This is a genomic window from Rhodococcus sp. p52 (assembly GCF_000763325.2).
Classification (GTDB): domain Bacteria; phylum Actinomycetota; class Actinomycetes; order Mycobacteriales; family Mycobacteriaceae; genus Rhodococcus; species Rhodococcus pyridinivorans.
The window spans coordinates 3,764,913-3,780,639 of the sequence record NZ_CP016819.1 but is presented as its reverse complement, the minus strand read 5'-3'; the positions used below and the strand labels follow the sequence as shown (position 1 = coordinate 3,780,639).

Below are 15,727 nucleotides of genomic sequence, written 5' to 3'. Positions count from 1 at the left end.
ATGTGGTCAGCGTCACATGTCGCTGCTCTCGGAGCAAGCACTCATGACTGTTTCACGCGGCCCCTGGTCGTACCCCTCACCGCCGATAACGGGCTCACCGCTGTGCGCGGCGACGACGCCTCCCATCCGGCACGTCGGATTGCCCGGCCGGCTCTGCGGCTCCTCGACTGCTCCCGAACTCGGCGGCATCTGCGTCCGCACCTCGGCCGGTCAGTGCCTGCACCACCATCTCGAGGTCGTGCAGCGTCACCTCATCTGCCGACGAACGGCCTTCTTCATCTCGAACGGAACGGGCCATGACAACTCCTGACAGAAGAACCACCGACCGCACCGTCGACCGTCGCAACACGAACAGAACCATCGCCACACGAACCGGCACCGGCAAGGCACCGGGCCCGACATCATCGGCAGGCCTGCGACACCGGCAAGTCTAATCGCGCCCGGAAGTACTTTCGCCGCGATCGGTCGCGCGCACGTAACTTGCCAGGACGGCGAACCTCGAAATCGTCACGACTCCTCGTTCACGACTCCTGCCTACCCCGCGGCAGATACCGTGGATGCATACTTCACCGAGGTCAGGAGTTGCCGTGCCGGAGCTGGAGATCAAGCAGAAGGCCGAACTTTCCCGCAAGCAGGCATCCGAGCGGTTGATTGCACTCGGCCGCGCCTTGGCGACGGGATCCGAAGTGGAACTGGACTCGGGCGGTGACACCATTTCGCTCGTCGTCGCCGACCGACTCGAATGGGAACTCGAGATCGAGGTGGACGGCGACCAGGTCGAGATCGAGGTCGAATTCAGTTGGCGCGACGCACCATCCGACAGCCCAAAAGCCGATGCGGACGAGGAGGAGGACGAGGAACCGGACGAGGAAGCGGACACCGCCGAAGGTTCGGATGAGGACCCGGGTGAAGACGAGGACGAAGGCGAGCCGCAGCAAACCGAGCCGCGACGAAGAGCCCCGGTCAAGAAGACGGCGCGGCGTGGCCGGCCACGTAAACGCGTCGCCGACTGATCGATGCACAGCCCCTGCGCCGTTCCTCCTCTCTCGTCACCGTAGGGACGATGCAGCGCAGAGTCACCATTGACAGCTACTTCATCTCATTTGATACTTCAGAATCATGCTGCGCATCAGGTAGGTGATGGATGTGGCGGTCGAGGGAGGGAAACTTCTCGCGGGCCCTGGAGTCCGCCGAAGTATCGGACGCCTTTGCGCCACGCAGAAGTCGCCTGGATGCATTCCGGACCGCCGTCCTTATGCCGCATCGCGGAACCATCGCAGAGTCCAGGTTGCACCGATGAAGGCCGTCAGTTGCCATCGCGCGACGCTGTCGGTCGTCGACATCCCTACCCCCGGACCCAACCGAGGACAATTGCTCCTCGACGTTGTGCGTTGCGGCATCTGTGGATCGGATCTGCACGCAAGAGACCACATCGACGAGCTGACAGAGGCGATGTCTGCACTCGGTGTCAAACATGCTGCCGGCAGCGACATGCCGTTCGTCTTCGGGCATGAGTTCTGCGGTGAGGTGGCCGAGCGTGGCCGCGGCGTAAGTGGACGGTTCAAACCGGGCTCCAGGGTCGTATCGTTCCCGCTGCTGCGGGACCGCAACGGTGTGCACATGACAGGTCTGTCCCCGGCAGCGCCGGGAGCCTACGCAGAACAGGTATTGGCAGAGGCTGCACTTAGTTTCGTGGTACCCAATGGTCTGAGTTCCGACATCGCGGCACTGACCGAACCCATGGCTGTCGCGCTCCACTCCGTACGGCGCAGCGACATCTCGCGTCGTGATACCGCCATCGTGGTCGGTTGCGGTCCGGTAGGTCTAGCGATCGTGTGCCACCTGAAGGCGCAAGGGGTGGAAACGATCGTCGCTAGCGACCCGTCTCCGGGCCGCCGAGAACTCGCCCGACGATGCGGCACGACCCTCGTCGTCGACCCCACACAAAATTCGCCGTATGCGGCAGCACCTGGAGTGACGTCAGGTACCGAACTCTACGAGCTGGGTATGACTTCCATGGAGAAGTTACGGCGTCTACCCGGATGGGTGCCGCTCTACCGCATCGCTGAGAAGCTCGGCACGACCACACCGAAGCGTCCGGTCATTTTCGAATGCGTCGGCACCCCGGGCATGCTCGACTCGGTCCTGACATCGGCACCGTTCCATTCCCGTGTCGTAGTGGCCGGGGTGTGCATGGGCACCGACCGGTTCCGGCCGATGTTGGCCACCGGCAAAGAGATCGATTTGCGATTCGTCTTCGCCTACACGCCTCTGGAGTTCCGCGATACCTTGCATCTGCTCGCCGAGGGCAAAGTCGACGCAACAGCGATGGTCACCGGGACTGTCGGCTTACACGATGTGCCCTCCACATTCGAGGCCCTGCGCACTCCCCAGGACCAAGCCAAAGTACTGATCGACCCGTCCCTGGGTCGGCCCCGGCACCGTCCGTCTACCAGATGTACAGCGGGTACTCGGGAGCGCCGTTCAGGCGGTTGACGACAAGGCCGACGAGTACGAGCACCGCGGCAGCGGATCCTGCAAGGAGAATGAACTCCCAGCCGGGGACGGTTGTCGCGGTGGTCCCGATGACCGCAGTCGCCGCGGCCGGGGAATGTGGCACACGAGCGAGCATCATCGCAGCCAGAGCCAGGGCGCCGGCGAGCGCGCCGAGCCACAACGATTGGCCCAGCAGTCCGACCGAAGCGCCGACTGCGGCAGAGATGATTTGGCCGCCGACCACGTTGCGAGGTTGGGACAACGGAAGTTTCGGCGCCCCCACGACCAGGGCCATGCTGGCCGCCATCGAGGGGATGAGGAACGGACTTCCTGTCACCTCGGTCAGTGCGGCGAGCCCCAGAAGCCCGAGGGCCGCAGCAATCAGTGCGAGTGCGACCGTGCGCAGGGCCGGTCGTGGCGACGCGGAGGACCTCCACCTGGGACGACGAGCCGCGTCGAGGACGGGAGGGGACGACATGGACGGCGACGAATAGGCGACTGGGGCCCGCTGGGAGAACATCCGAACTCCTAACTAATGGTTAATGCATTAGCCGGGACTCTAGGGGTAGATTGAAGTACATCGCAAGCACGAATGCACGCAGAAGCCGATCGGGAGAGGACCGACCATGCGGACGCAGTACATCGAGAACGGCGTCCTGGTCCGGCCGCTCGAACCACCGTCCACCAATTTTCTGAGCAGCCGCTACTACGACGGTCGCGGCATCACCGACCTGTTCGACTCGCCCGACCGGGCCCACGCGTGGATGCAGACACTGAATGAAGAGATCAGCTTCCCTCGATCACCTTTCACACCGACCGAGGACCAGCTCGCGCAACTCCGACAACTCCGCGACACGCTCGGCTCCGTCTACCGCGACACGCTCGACGGTGATCCGGCCCAGGCAGCGGCCCACCTGCGCACGGTGCTCGATCGCACACGCATCACTCCCGGCATCGTTGTCGGTGACGATCGCCTCCACGTCCGCTGGACCACGGACTCCCACGACCCGTTCGAGGAATTGGTCGCCGAAATCGCCGTATCCGCAATCACAGCGGTAACCGGTCACGCGGCAACCTTGCTGTGCAAGTGCGAGGCACCACGGTGCGTGCTGTACTTCACCCGACTCAACGCACGTCAGCACTGGTGCAGTGACGTGTGCGGCAATCGCGCACGTGTCGCTCGCGCCGCGAGGACGCGCCGGAAATCGCATCCCGCAGAAGGCTCACAACCGAAAAGCGAGGCTCACAACCCTGGTGGTCGACCCTCCGGGTTGTGAGCCTCACTTCTGCATTGTGAGCCTCCCGTCGAACGCCATCTGCGGTCAGCGGGCGTAGCGGTCGGCGAGCTCGGCTCCGATCCGCGCCAGTTCCTCCTGCACCGAGACCAGCTCGAGGACCTCGACATCGTCGACTCCGTGAAGGTCCCCTGAGATACACCTCGCGACGGACGTGCGCACACCGACCCCGGCGACCGGCGACCTGCCCCCGCCTCGCTACGCTCCAGCTCATGAGTGAGCCGACTTCGACCTACGCCAACGTGACGCTCGACCCGCGTGCCAACGTCTACTTCGACGGCAAGTGCGTCAGCCACAACTTCCACCTGGCGGATGGAACCCGCAAGTCGGCCGGCGTGATCCTGCCCGCGACCCTGAACTTCGGCACCGCTGATCCCGAGGTCATGGAGCTGCACAGCGGCGCGTGCCGCGTCCGGCTCGCCGGCAGCGAGGACTGGACCTCCTACGGCGCAGGCGACTCCTTCTCGGTGCCCGGCGACTCGTCGTTCGACATCGAGGTCACCGAAGCCGTCAGCTACGTCTGCCACTACGGCTGACCACACCCTCAGCATGCGAGAACGCTCCCACCGAGTCCTGCTCGGTGGGAGCGTTCTTCCGTTCGTGGCGACCGGGCCACTACATACGAACCCGGCTCAGCCGGTGACCTCTGCGCGATCCGGCGAAGCTCCGGCCTGCGCCGTCCGCGGTGACGATGCGTGACCAACGAACATCGCCGACGCCACGATCCCGATGATCAGAACCGACGCGGGCAGGAGCATCGACTGGCTCAGCGCGGTGCTGAACTTCTCGGCGATCTGCTCCGGGAGAGCGGCTCCCATCGTGGCTCCTCCGCCTTCACCGGCTTGCACCTCACCGAGTCCTTGCGCGGCCATCAAGGACGAGATCAAGGCACCGATCGCGGCGCTGCCCAGCACCGAACCGACCTGACGGGTGGTGTTGTAGATGCCGGCACCGGCGCCCGCCTGATGGATGGGCAGGTTGTGCGTGGCGGTGGAGGCCAGCGGTGCCCAGATGCACGAGTTGGACACGCCGGCGATACCGGCGATGAGCAGGAACAGCACGATGGGGCTGTCCGGCGTCATGAGCACCGCGAAGCCGAAGATCGTCGCGGAGAAGAGCGTGAAGCCGACGGTGGGCAGCACCCGGGGCGGCATCCGGTCGGAGAACTTACCGATGAGCGGTGCCGTCAGACCGGTGACGATCGCCATCGGGGCGAAGATCAGGGCGGCTTTCGTGGGCGAGAATCCGCGGACCGTCTCGAGATAGAAGTAGGCCGGAACCATCAAGGCGGTCATGGCTGCGCCCATCGACGAGATCGCGATGTTCGACATCGAGAAGTTCCGGTCGCGGAACAGGGCCAACGGCACGAGGGGTTCGCCCTTGTTGCGCGCCTGGTTGAAGACGAACAGCACCATCACCGCGATACCCGCGAGGATCATCGTCCAGGTCCATACGTCCCAGTCGCGGCTGGAACCTTCCTGGATTCCGAAGACCAGCAGGAACAATCCGACGCCGCTGAGGATCACGCCGACGACGTCGAACTTGTGCGGTTGGGTCTCGAGACTGGGCACCAGCCATGCCGCCAACACGAAGGCGATGATGCCGACCGGGACGTTGATGTAGAAGATCCAGTTCCAGCCCTGCCAGTCGACCAGCACACCGCCGACCAGGGGCCCGAGCAGCGAGGCCAGACCGGCGACCGCGCCCCACAGACCCATGGCCGCGCCGCGCTTGTCGGGCGCGAAGGTGCGGGTGATGATCGCCATCGTCTGCGGCGTCATCAGCGCCGCGCCGAGTCCCTGGACGGCGCGGGCGGCGATGAGCATCTCGATGGTGCCGGAGGTCGCGCACCACAGCGACGCCGCGGTGAACACGACCAGGCCCGCGAGATAGACGTGCTTGGGTCCGAACCGGTCGCCGAGACGACCGGTGAACAGCAGGGGCACCGCATAGGTGAGCAGATAGGCGCTGGTCACCCAGACGACCTGATTGATGTCGGCCTGCAGGTCGGCCATGATCGCCGGGCTGGCCACCGCGACGATGGTCAGATCCAGCAGGATCATGAAGAACCCGACCACCAGGGCCGACAGGCCCCACCACGGATTACGTTCGGTTTGGATCGATTTCGTTCCTGTTCGTACCGGTCGAGCACGACCGGCGATCTATTGGGTCGAGGTGTCCCGGTTCGGTCGTTGCGCTACGACCGACCGGGACCGCTACTTTCCGCACTGCTCCTCCGCAGTTCGGCGGAGCTTGATCAGGTTGTCCTCGCGGCGCCTGAGCAGAAACTGGGTCGCTCGACATCGGCACGCTCGAGCGACCCCGGAATCGGCGCGTCCGGGTGGCAGAATGCCTGGGGGTGGAGGCCGATTCGCCGACGCACACCTGATGGGCACGTCCGAAGGAAGGACTTTCGAGTAGTCCGCTACGCATGGTTCCGCAGCACCGAGGGTGATGCTTCATTCGATGCCGCTTCCGGAGCAGGAGAGGATCCGTCATGGCCGACCTGGACTCCCCATCGACCCGCGAGGTCTGCGGAACGCCGGACAGGGCAGCGCGCACCGGCCCCGACAGGTGTCGGGAGCATTCCGGTCGTCGTTCACGTCGCGCATGATCCCGCGTCGCCGTCCCAGATCCTCAACTACGCCCAGTTCCCCGGCGGACCGGCAGCGACCGACGGTGTCGTCATCGCCCACTCGTGCTTCGGGACCACCGGCACAGCGCGACCTCCCTTCCATCTCGGTCGCACCGCGACATACGAGATCGGTCGCTGGTTGAGCCTACGCCGCATCTGGGGCGACGACGGCGATGCGATGCTCATGTTCACCTCCGGGCAGTCGCTCCGCATGCGGGCGTACCTGGAAGGACCGCGTGCGCCGTTCCTGCTCGGGGCGATGGACCCGGCCCAGACGGACCCACTTGCGCTCGGTCCGTCCGGCAACGGCGGGACACGAGCCGATACCTCGGCACTTGTGTCACTCGACGGCGAGGTGGACGAGCTGCGACGTCAGATCGCCTCGCTCCGGTCGCTTCTCGATCAGATCGGCGCAATCCTGGACCGCGTCGGCTGATCACCCACCACGGACCCGTCAGGACGCACTGTGAGCGAACCGTCGTCGATCATCGGTACCTGGTTCCATTCCTACGAGGAGGACACCGACACCGCGAGGGTCTACCGCCCTCGCGGGTTTCCGTTTCCTCGCTCACGAGGTCCTCACGTTCGAATCGGGGCAACCATGAACCTGAGATGAGCGGTTCCGGCCGATGCGACGCACCGGCCGGAACCCGTCGTTCGAATGCGGTCACGATCTGTGCAGCCACACATCGACGCTGCCGAACCCCATGTTGTCCGCGCGACCGTCCCCGGTTGTATCCACCAGGAACCGCGGGGATGCCGATCGGTGCGCCACGATCCGGCGTTGTACCCGAAAATGTTGACGGCGAGCTGCGGCACCCATACGAGGTGCCCGCGAGTGAAGCCGCAGACAGTGAACGTGTTGCCCTTCATCAGGCACGGGACGCCACCTGCGGCCGCGCAGTTCTCGAGGTCGGAAAGACCGAAGATCGTGTGCGGTCAGTGGTTGAGATGTTGCAGCCGTTCGTGTTCCGACAGTCCACCCCACACTCCGTGCGGTTCGCCGCTGAGTATCGCGTGGGTGCGGCACTCGGCCAGCACCGGGCAGTTCGCGCAGATGCGCTTCGCGACGACCTCGCGCCGCCTGCGGATGTTCGGTGGTTCGCCCTCCGGGGCGAAGAAGAAGTACTCGTCGGAGGTCCGGCAGTTGGCATGCTGCTGCCATCCGAGTCGCGGCCGGACACGCTCGGTCAGCATGGTCATCCGACCATCACCACCTCCAGTGTGCGGGGGCCGTGCACGCCCTCGACGCGTTCGAGTTCGATGTCCGACGTCGCGGACGGTCCGCTGATCATCGTGATCGGCCGCTCCGGGACGAGCCGGGCCAGCGCTTCGGGCACTCCCACCTCGACGTCGCCCATCGCCACCACACACACGTGCAGGTCGGGGACCAGTGTCAGCGCGCGTCGCCCCTGGTCGGGGTTGCCGTCGAGGAAGATCGTGCCCGTCTCGGCGCAGGTGACCGCAGAGCCGGTGACGACCCCGTCGAGATCACCGAGGTCGGCTGCAGGTCGGTCGGTGGAGTCGACCACCACCTCGCCACCGAACTCCGCCATCCACGAGCGTTCCAGGCCCTCCGGGATCCCGACGCGGCGCACCCCGCGATCCGTGAGAATCTTCGCCAGCACGACGGGTAGATCCTCCGGCGTGCTCTGGTGCACGTGGGCCTTGTAGTCGACCAGTCGGTCGACCAACAGCTCACGGCGTTCGGCGTCCGGCAGGGTGCGTCCGAGACGGTAGTCGCGCGGTACCTCGACCGGTGCCGGCGGTGCCAGGGTCTGCGCCGAACGGATCCGGCCGAGAATCGCGTCGCGACTGCTCATCGCTGCTGTCCTTCCTCGCGTGCCTTCGCGAGCGCGGCACGTCCTTCGTCGGATGCCCACCATTGCCGGAAGGTCTGTTTCGGCGGGGCCGGCATGTCGCGGGCGTCTGTCCAGCCGGCCAGTGGACCGGGAAGATGGGTGATCTTTCCCTTTTTGCCGGCGAGGACGCGGCCGAGCCCGGCGGCCTTCTGCGCGGCCGTCCAGCGTCGTGAGGTCGACATGGCCAGCGAGGCGGCCTTCATCGCCGCGGCCTCGGGTCCGAAGCGGGCGTGTTCGACCTTCTGGTGGCGCAGTTCCACCAGCAACGAGGGGATGTCGATCTTGACGGGGCAGGCGTCGTAGCAGGCACCGCACAGGCTCGATGCGAACGGCAGGCTGGCGTTGGGGTCGTCGGGTTCGTCCATCCCGGCCAACTGCGGGCTGAGGACGGCGCCGATCGGGCCCGGATAGGTCGAGCCGTAGGCGTGGCCTCCGGTGCGCTCGTAGACCGGGCACACGTTCAGGCAGGCCGAGCAACGGATGCAGTGCAGTGCTTCACGTCCGATCTCGTCGGCGAGCGCGGCGGTGCGGCCGTTGTCCAGCAGTACGAGGTGGAATTCCTGCGGGCCGTCGCCGGGGGTGACACCGGTCCACATCGACGTGTAGGGATTCATGCGCTCTCCCGTCGACGAGCGCGGCAGCAGCTGCAGGAACACCTCGAGGTCGCGGAAGGTGGGCAGCAGCTTCTCGATACCCATGACGGTGATGAGCGTCTGCGGCAGCGTCAGGCACATGCGGCCGTTGCCCTCGGATTCGACGACGGCGAGGGTGCCGGTCTCGGCGATGCCGAAGTTCGCGCCCGACACCGCAACCGGCACCGTCATGAACTTGTGTCGCAAGAATTTTCGTGCCGCGGCTGCGAGATGACGGGGGTTGTCGTCGAGGTCGGGGTCGACGTCCGGCATCTCACGCAGGAAGATCTCGCGGATCTCGGCGCGGTTGCGGTGGATGGCAGGCACGAGGATGTGCGAGGGCTTGTCGTGGCCGAGCTGGACGATGAGCTCGGCGAGGTCGGTCTCGTAGGCCGCGATCCCTTGTTCCTCGAGGTGCTCGTTGAGTCCGATCTCCTGGGTGGCCATCGATTTGACCTTGATGACCTCGTCGGATCCCGTCTTCCGGATCAGGTCGGTGACGATGGCGTTGGCCTCGGCGGCGTCGGCCGCCCAGTGCACCACGCCGCCGCGCGCGGTCACCGCCTCCTCGAGCTGGGTGAGCAACTCCGGGAGGCGGTTGAGCACGTCGGTCTTGATGGCGGCGCCGGCGTCGCGCAGTTGCTCCCAGTCGGGCAGTTCCCCGGTGACGTCCAGTCGCTTGGCACGGATCGTGTGGGTGGCCTTGCCGATGTTGCGGCGCAACTGCGGGTTCGCGAGTTCCTGGTGCGCTGCGTCGGGAAACTTCCTGATGCCGCGCAGATTTCCGGATCCACGCGGCGGGACGACGGGCATACCGAGTGCGGTCACGCGGGCACTCCCTTGGGGGCGACGGCCGGTTCCACGGAGGCGAGGATCTCGGCGAGGTGGATGGTGCGGGTACCGGTGCGCAGTCGTGTGAGACCGCCACCGATGTGCATCAGGCACGACGAGTCGCCGGCGCTGCAGTATTCGGCACCGGTGGCGGCGACATTGTTCAGCTTGTCGGCGAGCATCGCGGTGGAGGTCTCGGCGTTCTTGATCGCGAAGGTGCCGCCGAATCCGCAGCACGAGTCGGCCTCGGGCAGTTCGACGAGGTCGATCTCGCGCACGGCCCGCAACAGCTGGAGCGGCTTCTCCCCCACTCGCAGCATCCGCAGCGAGTGGCAGGTGGGGTGATAGGTCACCCGGTGGGGGAAGTAGGCGCCGACGTCGGTGACGCCGAGGACGTCGACGAGGAATTCGGACAACTCGTACGTCTTGGCCTTGACGGTGTCGACCCGCCCGCACAACGACGCGGAACCGTAACGGGAGGCGACGATTTCGTGCTGGTGGCGAACGGATCCGACGCATGATCCGGAAGGGGCGACGACGGCGTCGATACTGGTGTCGTCGAAGGCGTCGACGTAGTTCTCGACGAGCGGCAGCGCGTCGGGTTGGTAACCCGTGTTGACGTGCATCTGGCCGCAGCAGGTCTGGCGTTCGGGGAAGACGACGTCGTGCCCGAGCCGGGTGAGGAGCAGGGCGGTGGCCGAAACGGCTTTCGGGAACATCGTGTCGCCGAGGCACGTCGCGAACAGGGCGATTCGCATGGAGATCTCCGCATCGGGGGTGTGGTCTGACCACATTGAACCACACGTTCCGGAGATGCGCCGCACATTTTCGGATATCGACCGCACATTCCGTCAGGGGGTCGACTGTGACGCGGACCATGGTGTACCTTCACGTGGTCTGACCACATCGGTCGAAATCACATCCGCCGCCGACAGCGGCGCAACCACAGGAGTTTCGTGTGGCAACCCGTATATCGGCGGTGACATTCACTCCCGCCACTGACGCCATCGCAGGCAGCCTCACCGCATCGGCTCTCGTGGGCCTTGCGCCGCTGCTGACATTCTTCGTCCTACTCGCCGGCTTCAAACTCAAGGCCTGGTATTCCGGACTCGGTGCCCTCGTCGTCGCGCTCGTCGTCGCGATCATCGGTTTCGACATGCCCGCGCCGCTGGCCGGCCTGTCCGCCCTGCAGGGCATCACCTTCGGGCTCTTCCCGGTGATGTGGATCGTGATCACCGCGATCTGGTTCTACGAACTCACCGTCGTCAGTGGCCGGTTCGAGGATCTGCGGCGCATCTTCAACTCGATCGGTCACGGCGACATGCGGATCCAGGCGATGCTCATCGCCTTCTGTTTCGGCGGCATGCTCGAAGCACTCGCCGGATTCGGCGCACCCGTCGCGATCACCGGCGCCATGCTCGTCACCCTCGGTATGCCCGCCCTGCGGGCCGCGGTCACGGTCCTGATCGCCAACACCGCACCGGTCGCCTTCGGCGCCATGGCCATCCCGATCACCACCGCCGGCGCCCTGACCGACATCCCCGCCACCGAGATCGCTGCCGTCGTCGGCCGTCAGACACCCGTCCTGGCGCTCTTCGTGCCGCTGTTGCTGCTCTTCCTCGTCGACGGTCGTCGCGGTGTCCGGCAGGCCTGGCCGATCGCACTGGTCACCGGCACGACCTTCGCACTCGCCCAGTTCTGGTGCTCGAGCCACTTCTCGTACGAACTCACCGATGTCGTCGCCTCGCTCGCCGGCCTCACCGCAGCCGTGCTCATGCTCCAGGTCTGGAAGCCGCGGACCCCCGAGGACCAACTATCACGCACCCGCACCCGCACCGATGCCGTCGCGGTCCAGGCCGGGAAGGAGGGACCCGGAGGCGCTCACGCTCCGCAGCGTCCCGTCGCCGACGAATCGCTGACCGCTTCGCGCGTCGTCATGGCCCTGTTCCCGTATCTACTGGTCATCACGGTGTTCGGTATCGCGAAGCTGTGGACCGTCGGTGTCGATCTGCCGGAGCGTCTCGCCGCCACCGACGTCAAGATCGAGTGGCCCGGCCTGTACGGCAATCTGATCACGGGCAACGGCGACGCATCGAGCAGCGCGGTCTACACGTTCTCGTGGCTGTCGTCGCCGGGAACACTGCTGCTGCTCAGCGGCGCGATCGTCACCCTCGTCTACGCACGGTGGGACAGCGGTGGCATGTTCCCGCTGACCGTCCGCCGGGCCGCGGCCACCTTCGGCACCACCGTCGTGAGGATGAAGCTCGCCATCGCCACGGTGGCCACCGTCCTGGGTCTGAGCTACGTGATGAATCAGTCCGGCCAAACCGTCGCGATCGGCACGTGGCTCGCCGGAACCGGCGCGATCTTCGCCCTGTTCTCCCCGATCCTCGGTTGGCTCGGCACCGCCGTCACAGGCTCGGACACCTCCGCCAACGCCCTGTTCGCCCGCCTGCAGCAGGCCGCCGGGCAGACCGCCGGCATCGACCCGACTCTGCTGGTCGCGGCGAACACCTCCGGTGGTGTGGTCGGCAAGCTGATCAGCCCGCAGAATCTCACCATCGCTGCCACCGCAGTCGATCGGCCGGGCAGCGAATCGGTGTTGCTGCGCAAGGTGATCGGCTACAGCGTCGCGATGCTCGTCATCCTCTGTGTGCTGGTCTACCTGCAGTCCACCCCGGTGTTGTCCTGGATGCTTCCCTGATCCGGAATCGACTAGGCTCTGAAGTCATGTCGTCGTCCGAGGGTCGTGCGTGGGAGCAGGTGCTCAACCACTTGGAGCAGATGCTGGTCACGGGAGAACTCGGCCCGGGCCAGCGTCTGCCCCCGGAGCGCACGCTCGCCGCACAACTCGGCGTCGGCCGGTCCTCTGTTCGTGAGGCGCTGCGGGTGATGGAAGCCCTCGGTCTGCTCAGCACCCACACCGGATCCGGGCCGAACGCCGGCGCGATGATCGTCTCGCGACCCACCGGCGGGATGTCGATGCTCATGCGCCTGCAGGTCGCCGCGCAGAACTTCCCGGTCTCCGACATCGTCCGCACGCGCCTGGTGCTCGAGACGGAAGTGATGCAGACTCTGGCCGACCGGACCCCGGCACCGGAACTCATCCAGGCCGAGGAACTCTTGGACGCGATGGACGATCCGGAGTTGGCCGCACCCGAGTTCCTGGTTCTCGATGCCCAGTTCCATGTCGCGATGGCCGACGCGGCGGGCAACCTCGTCGTCGCGGCGATGATGGCCGGTCTGCGCGACTCCATCGAGAGCTACGTCCTCGCGGGCGCACCAAGTACCGACTGGCCCATGACCTGCGTGCGGCTGCGTCACGAGCACCGTGGTCTCGTCGACGCGGTCCGCGCCGGCGATGCCACGCTCGCCCGCAAGCGCATCGTCGAGCACATCCGCGGTTACTACACTCAGAGTTTCGGCGCCGACGCGTTCTGACGTCCGACTCGGGCGATGTCCACCGAAGGGTCTGTGACCGGTTCGGGGACGCGTGTGGATCGTCGGCGATCGACCAGCACCGCGAATACCACGATGAGCAGCAGCGACCACCCCCCGGTAGGGCGCATGTACTCGGCATACCGTCCCGCCTCCACCCATCTGCCCGAGTACCATTCGTCGGCACTGAGGAAGCCGTACACCGCCAGCCAGGCCGGCCAGTTCCGCATCACGGACTGTGGGAGGACCACGCTCATGAGCAACGGGAACAGGAGCATCGAGTAGTACATCTGCCCGAGCGAACCGAGCAGGAACGACGCGGTCATCAGCACGCCGGCACCGGTGACGACGAAGAACACCTCGTCGTGCCGGTGGTAGCGGTGGAGCAGATACATCGTGGCCGCGGCGAGGAACGCGAAACCGATGCGCAGCGCGAGGATCAGTGGTTCGGGCAGACCGTAGTAGGTGCCATTGCCGGTGATCGAACTGTTGAAGTAGTCGCGGGACTGCAACAGATACGGAACGGTGCGTTCGACGAACTGCCACGGATCCGCAGCCCACGGCCACGCCAATGCGGTGAGCCCGACCGGCACCAATGCGGCGGTCAGGAGAACCTTGCTCTGGCGGCGCAGCACGGGAAGCAACAGCAACGGCGCGAGAATCGGTTTGATCGCGAAGGTCACCCCGATCGCCGCGCCCGCCCAGAGGTCCCGCCGCGCCAGCAACAGCGTCAGGAACGCCACCTGGCCGAGCAGGATCACCCCGTTGATGTTGGTGAACACCAGGGTGTTGATCACCGATTCGGACGCGAAGGCGACCGTCACCGCGATCGGGAACACCGTCGATCGCGCCGTGTACCCGAACATCCGCACGACGAGATACACGGCGACGAGGACGGCCGCCGCGTTGACCCCGATGAACGCCCATCGCGAGAGTTCGTGTTCGAGGACCGCGAACGGTGCGATCAGCAGCGAACCCGACGGCGGGGAGAGGTAGTGCGGGTCGACGTGTTCGTACGTCGCTGTGTAGACCGGTTCACGGTTCCAGAAGGCGACGGCTGCGCGGTAGACGCCAGTGAAGTCGTCCGTGCGCGCACCGTCCACGGCGCGGATCACCGTGCGATGGACGACGAGCATCACGGCGACCGGCCAGAAGACACACTTCAGCAGAGCCTGCGGTGACCGCACGGTCGGCTGGACCCACCACGGCCCACCGTCCCGACCGCGATCCGAGCTCTCGCTCATCGCTGATAAACGTCGGGAATCCCGTCGCCGTCCTCGTCGACCCGCTCGGCTGCCGTGATCCTGCGGTAGGCACGGTTACGGGCGACGAGAACAGTCGAGGCCAGAGCGGCGCTGAGCAACGATCCGCACAGCACGGCCACCTTCACGTGATCGGCTGCGACGGTGCCTGCACCGTAAGCGAGGTCGCCGATGAGCAGGGACACCGTGAAGCCGATACCGCCGAGCAGGGACACACCCAGCACGTCCACCCAACTCAGCTCGTCGTCGAGATGTGCTCGGGTGAAGCGCGCCACCAGGTAGCTGACCCCGAAGATTCCGACGACCTTGCCGACGACCAGACCGGCGATCACCCCGGCGGAGATGGGATCGGTGAGGGCGTTCGCCAGGCCGGTGAATCCGCCGACGGTGACGCCGGCGGCGAAGAAGGCGAAGACCGGCACGGCAATTCCGGCGGACAGCGGCCGGATCCGGTGTTCGACGTGCTCGGCGACCGGAATCGTGCGGTCCCCCACCTGCCGGGCGACGGGAACCGCGAAGCCGAGCAGTACACCGGCGATGGTCGCGTGCACACCGGATTCGTGGACCAGCCACCAGGTCACTGCCGCCAACGACGCCAGGAGCCACCAGGCACCGAAGCCGCGTCGGAGCGCGATGCCGAACAGCGCCGACGGGATCAGCGCCCCGCCCAGGTAGAGCAGGTTCACCTCGTCGGTGTAGAAGACCGCGATCACGGTCACGGCGAGCAGGTCGTCGACCACGGCGAGGGTGAGCAGGAACGTTCGCAGCGCCGACGGGAGATGACTACCGATGACGGCGAGAATCGCTACGGCGAACGCGATGTCGGTGGCCGTCGGGACCGCCCATCCGTTCAACGCGTCGGCGCCACCACGAAGATTGATGACGGCGAAGATCACGGCCGGGACGATCATGCCGCCCAGGGCGGCGGTCACCGGCATGGCGGCACGCCGCAGGTCCCGCAGACTGCCTTCGACGAATTCCCGTTTGAGCTCGACGCCGACGACGAAGAAGAACACGGCGAGCAGTCCGTCGGCCGCCCAGGTGCCCAGGGACAGGTCCAGGTGCCATGACGCCGGACCGATACGGGTCTCCCGCAGGGCGTGGTAGGAATCCGACCATCCGGTGTTCGCCCAGATCAATGCGATGACGGCGCCGATGAGCAGCAGGACACCGCCGACGGTCTCCTTGCGGAGGATCTCCGTCACACGGCGTGTGTCCTGCCATGTTCCGCGAGAGAGGAAAGGGACTCCGGAGAAGATGTTCGGCATCACAGGTC

17 protein-coding genes are annotated in these 15,727 nt (G+C 66.0%); 8 read left to right on the top strand and 9 right to left on the bottom strand.

The window, feature by feature from the left end:
* Positions 1 to 43 precede the first annotated feature (43 nt).
* From IM25_RS26115 to IM25_RS25590, 3 genes are all read left to right on the top strand, one after another.
* On the top strand, positions 44 to 310 hold the full coding sequence (locus IM25_RS26115) for a hypothetical protein (protein ID WP_157126961.1): 267 nt from the start codon (positions 44 to 46) through the stop codon (positions 308 to 310).
* A gap of 277 nt (positions 311 to 587) precedes the next feature.
* Positions 588 to 1,013, top strand: a complete 426-nt coding sequence (locus tag IM25_RS17455) for an amphi-Trp domain-containing protein (RefSeq protein ID WP_033098175.1) — start codon at positions 588 to 590, stop codon at positions 1,011 to 1,013.
* Between the two features lie 283 nt (positions 1,014 to 1,296).
* The gene (locus IM25_RS25590; RefSeq protein WP_084295034.1) at positions 1,297 to 2,496 is read left to right on the top strand and encodes a zinc-binding dehydrogenase; all 1,200 of its coding nucleotides are present in this window, start codon (positions 1,297 to 1,299) and stop codon (positions 2,494 to 2,496) included.
* Here the strand turns inward: IM25_RS25590 and IM25_RS17450 are convergent.
* Positions 2,450 to 3,016 (bottom strand): HPP family protein, encoded by a 567-nt coding sequence (locus IM25_RS17450; protein WP_232333349.1) that lies wholly within the window; start codon positions 3,014 to 3,016, stop codon positions 2,450 to 2,452. The two genes, IM25_RS25590 and IM25_RS17450, sit on opposite strands and share 47 nt — an antisense overlap.
* A 106-nt stretch (positions 3,017 to 3,122) precedes the next feature.
* Here IM25_RS17450 and IM25_RS17445 point away from each other — a divergent pair, with 106 nt between their 5' ends.
* Positions 3,123 to 3,773: a CGNR zinc finger domain-containing protein gene (locus IM25_RS17445; RefSeq protein ID WP_052040127.1), complete on the top strand. Its 651-nt coding sequence runs from the start codon at positions 3,123 to 3,125 to the stop codon at positions 3,771 to 3,773.
* Between the two features lie 45 nt (positions 3,774 to 3,818).
* Here the strand turns inward: IM25_RS17445 and IM25_RS27390 are convergent, their stop codons facing one another.
* On the bottom strand, positions 3,819 to 3,953 hold the full coding sequence (locus IM25_RS27390; protein ID WP_257785274.1) for a hypothetical protein: 135 nt from the start codon (positions 3,951 to 3,953) through the stop codon (positions 3,819 to 3,821).
* Positions 3,954 to 4,003: 50 nt separating this feature from the next.
* Here IM25_RS27390 and ppnP point away from each other — a divergent pair, with 50 nt between their 5' ends.
* The gene (gene ppnP / locus IM25_RS17440) at positions 4,004 to 4,327 is read left to right on the top strand and encodes a pyrimidine/purine nucleoside phosphorylase (RefSeq protein WP_019289422.1); all 324 of its coding nucleotides are present in this window, start codon (positions 4,004 to 4,006) and stop codon (positions 4,325 to 4,327) included.
* A gap of 96 nt (positions 4,328 to 4,423) precedes the next feature.
* On the opposite strand, the gene IM25_RS17435 is transcribed toward ppnP, so the two are convergent.
* Positions 4,424 to 5,911 (bottom strand): DHA2 family efflux MFS transporter permease subunit, encoded by a 1,488-nt coding sequence (locus IM25_RS17435; protein WP_033098173.1) that lies wholly within the window; start codon positions 5,909 to 5,911, stop codon positions 4,424 to 4,426.
* Positions 5,912 to 6,565: 654 nt separating this feature from the next.
* Between IM25_RS17435 and IM25_RS26485 the strand changes: the two genes are divergently transcribed.
* Positions 6,566 to 6,862, top strand: coding sequence for a hypothetical protein (locus tag IM25_RS26485; protein ID WP_006552066.1), 297 nt, complete (start codon positions 6,566 to 6,568; stop codon positions 6,860 to 6,862).
* Positions 6,863 to 7,365: 503 nt separating this feature from the next.
* On the opposite strand, the gene IM25_RS17425 is transcribed toward IM25_RS26485, so the two are convergent.
* From IM25_RS17425 to IM25_RS17410, 4 genes are read right to left on the bottom strand one after another with little or no spacing between them, the layout of a single operon-like run.
* Positions 7,366 to 7,629: a WhiB family transcriptional regulator gene (locus IM25_RS17425; RefSeq protein WP_006552065.1), complete on the bottom strand. Its 264-nt coding sequence runs from the start codon at positions 7,627 to 7,629 to the stop codon at positions 7,366 to 7,368.
* Positions 7,626 to 8,249, bottom strand: a complete 624-nt coding sequence (locus IM25_RS17420) for a LutC/YkgG family protein (RefSeq protein ID WP_006552064.1) — start codon at positions 8,247 to 8,249, stop codon at positions 7,626 to 7,628. Before IM25_RS17420 ends, IM25_RS17425 begins: the two co-directional genes overlap by 4 nt.
* Positions 8,246 to 9,748, bottom strand: coding sequence for a LutB/LldF family L-lactate oxidation iron-sulfur protein (locus IM25_RS17415; protein ID WP_006552063.1), 1,503 nt, complete (start codon positions 9,746 to 9,748; stop codon positions 8,246 to 8,248). The genes IM25_RS17420 and IM25_RS17415 overlap by 4 nt, the downstream gene beginning before the upstream one ends.
* Positions 9,745 to 10,509: a (Fe-S)-binding protein gene (locus tag IM25_RS17410; RefSeq protein WP_024100947.1), complete on the bottom strand. Its 765-nt coding sequence runs from the start codon at positions 10,507 to 10,509 to the stop codon at positions 9,745 to 9,747. The genes IM25_RS17415 and IM25_RS17410 overlap by 4 nt, the downstream gene beginning before the upstream one ends.
* Before the next feature lie 200 nt (positions 10,510 to 10,709).
* Here IM25_RS17410 and IM25_RS17405 point away from each other — a divergent pair, with 200 nt between their 5' ends.
* Together IM25_RS17405 and IM25_RS17400 are read left to right on the top strand one after the other, a co-directional pair.
* Positions 10,710 to 12,455 carry an L-lactate permease gene (locus tag IM25_RS17405; RefSeq protein WP_024100946.1) on the top strand — a complete coding sequence of 582 codons (1,746 nt, stop codon included), beginning with the start codon at positions 10,710 to 10,712 and terminating at the stop codon, positions 12,453 to 12,455.
* A gap of 26 nt (positions 12,456 to 12,481) precedes the next feature.
* Entirely contained in the window at positions 12,482 to 13,192 is a 711-nt protein-coding gene (locus IM25_RS17400; protein WP_006552060.1) for a FadR/GntR family transcriptional regulator, read from the top strand.
* Here the strand turns inward: IM25_RS17400 and IM25_RS17395 are convergent.
* Positions 13,165 to 14,433: a glycosyltransferase family 87 protein gene (locus IM25_RS17395; RefSeq protein WP_065996196.1), complete on the bottom strand. Its 1,269-nt coding sequence runs from the start codon at positions 14,431 to 14,433 to the stop codon at positions 13,165 to 13,167. The genes IM25_RS17400 and IM25_RS17395 overlap by 28 nt on opposite strands.
* Positions 14,430 to 15,656, bottom strand: a complete 1,227-nt coding sequence (gene nhaA / locus IM25_RS17390) for a Na+/H+ antiporter NhaA (protein WP_033098216.1) — start codon at positions 15,654 to 15,656, stop codon at positions 14,430 to 14,432. Before nhaA ends, IM25_RS17395 begins: the two co-directional genes overlap by 4 nt.
* Between the last annotated feature and the right edge of the window lie 71 nt (positions 15,657 to 15,727).

Coding starts and splice junctions, on each gene's coding strand:
- IM25_RS26115 (WP_157126961.1), top strand. CDS start 44: ATGACTGTTTCACGCGGCCCCTGGTCGTACCCCTCACCGCCGATAACG.
- IM25_RS25590 (WP_084295034.1), top strand. CDS start 1,297: ATGAAGGCCGTCAGTTGCCATCGCGCGACGCTGTCGGTCGTCGACATC.
- IM25_RS17450 (WP_232333349.1), bottom strand. CDS start 3,016: ATGTTCTCCCAGCGGGCCCCAGTCGCCTATTCGTCGCCGTCCATGTCG.
- IM25_RS17445 (WP_052040127.1), top strand. CDS start 3,123: ATGCGGACGCAGTACATCGAGAACGGCGTCCTGGTCCGGCCGCTCGAA.
- ppnP (WP_019289422.1), top strand. CDS start 4,004: ATGAGTGAGCCGACTTCGACCTACGCCAACGTGACGCTCGACCCGCGT.
- IM25_RS17425 (WP_006552065.1), bottom strand. CDS start 7,629: ATGACCATGCTGACCGAGCGTGTCCGGCCGCGACTCGGATGGCAGCAG.
- IM25_RS17420 (WP_006552064.1), bottom strand. CDS start 8,249: ATGAGCAGTCGCGACGCGATTCTCGGCCGGATCCGTTCGGCGCAGACC.
- IM25_RS17410 (WP_024100947.1), bottom strand. CDS start 10,509: ATGCGAATCGCCCTGTTCGCGACGTGCCTCGGCGACACGATGTTCCCG.
- IM25_RS17400 (WP_006552060.1), top strand. CDS start 12,482: ATGTCGTCGTCCGAGGGTCGTGCGTGGGAGCAGGTGCTCAACCACTTG.
- IM25_RS17395 (WP_065996196.1), bottom strand. CDS start 14,433: ATGAGCGAGAGCTCGGATCGCGGTCGGGACGGTGGGCCGTGGTGGGTC.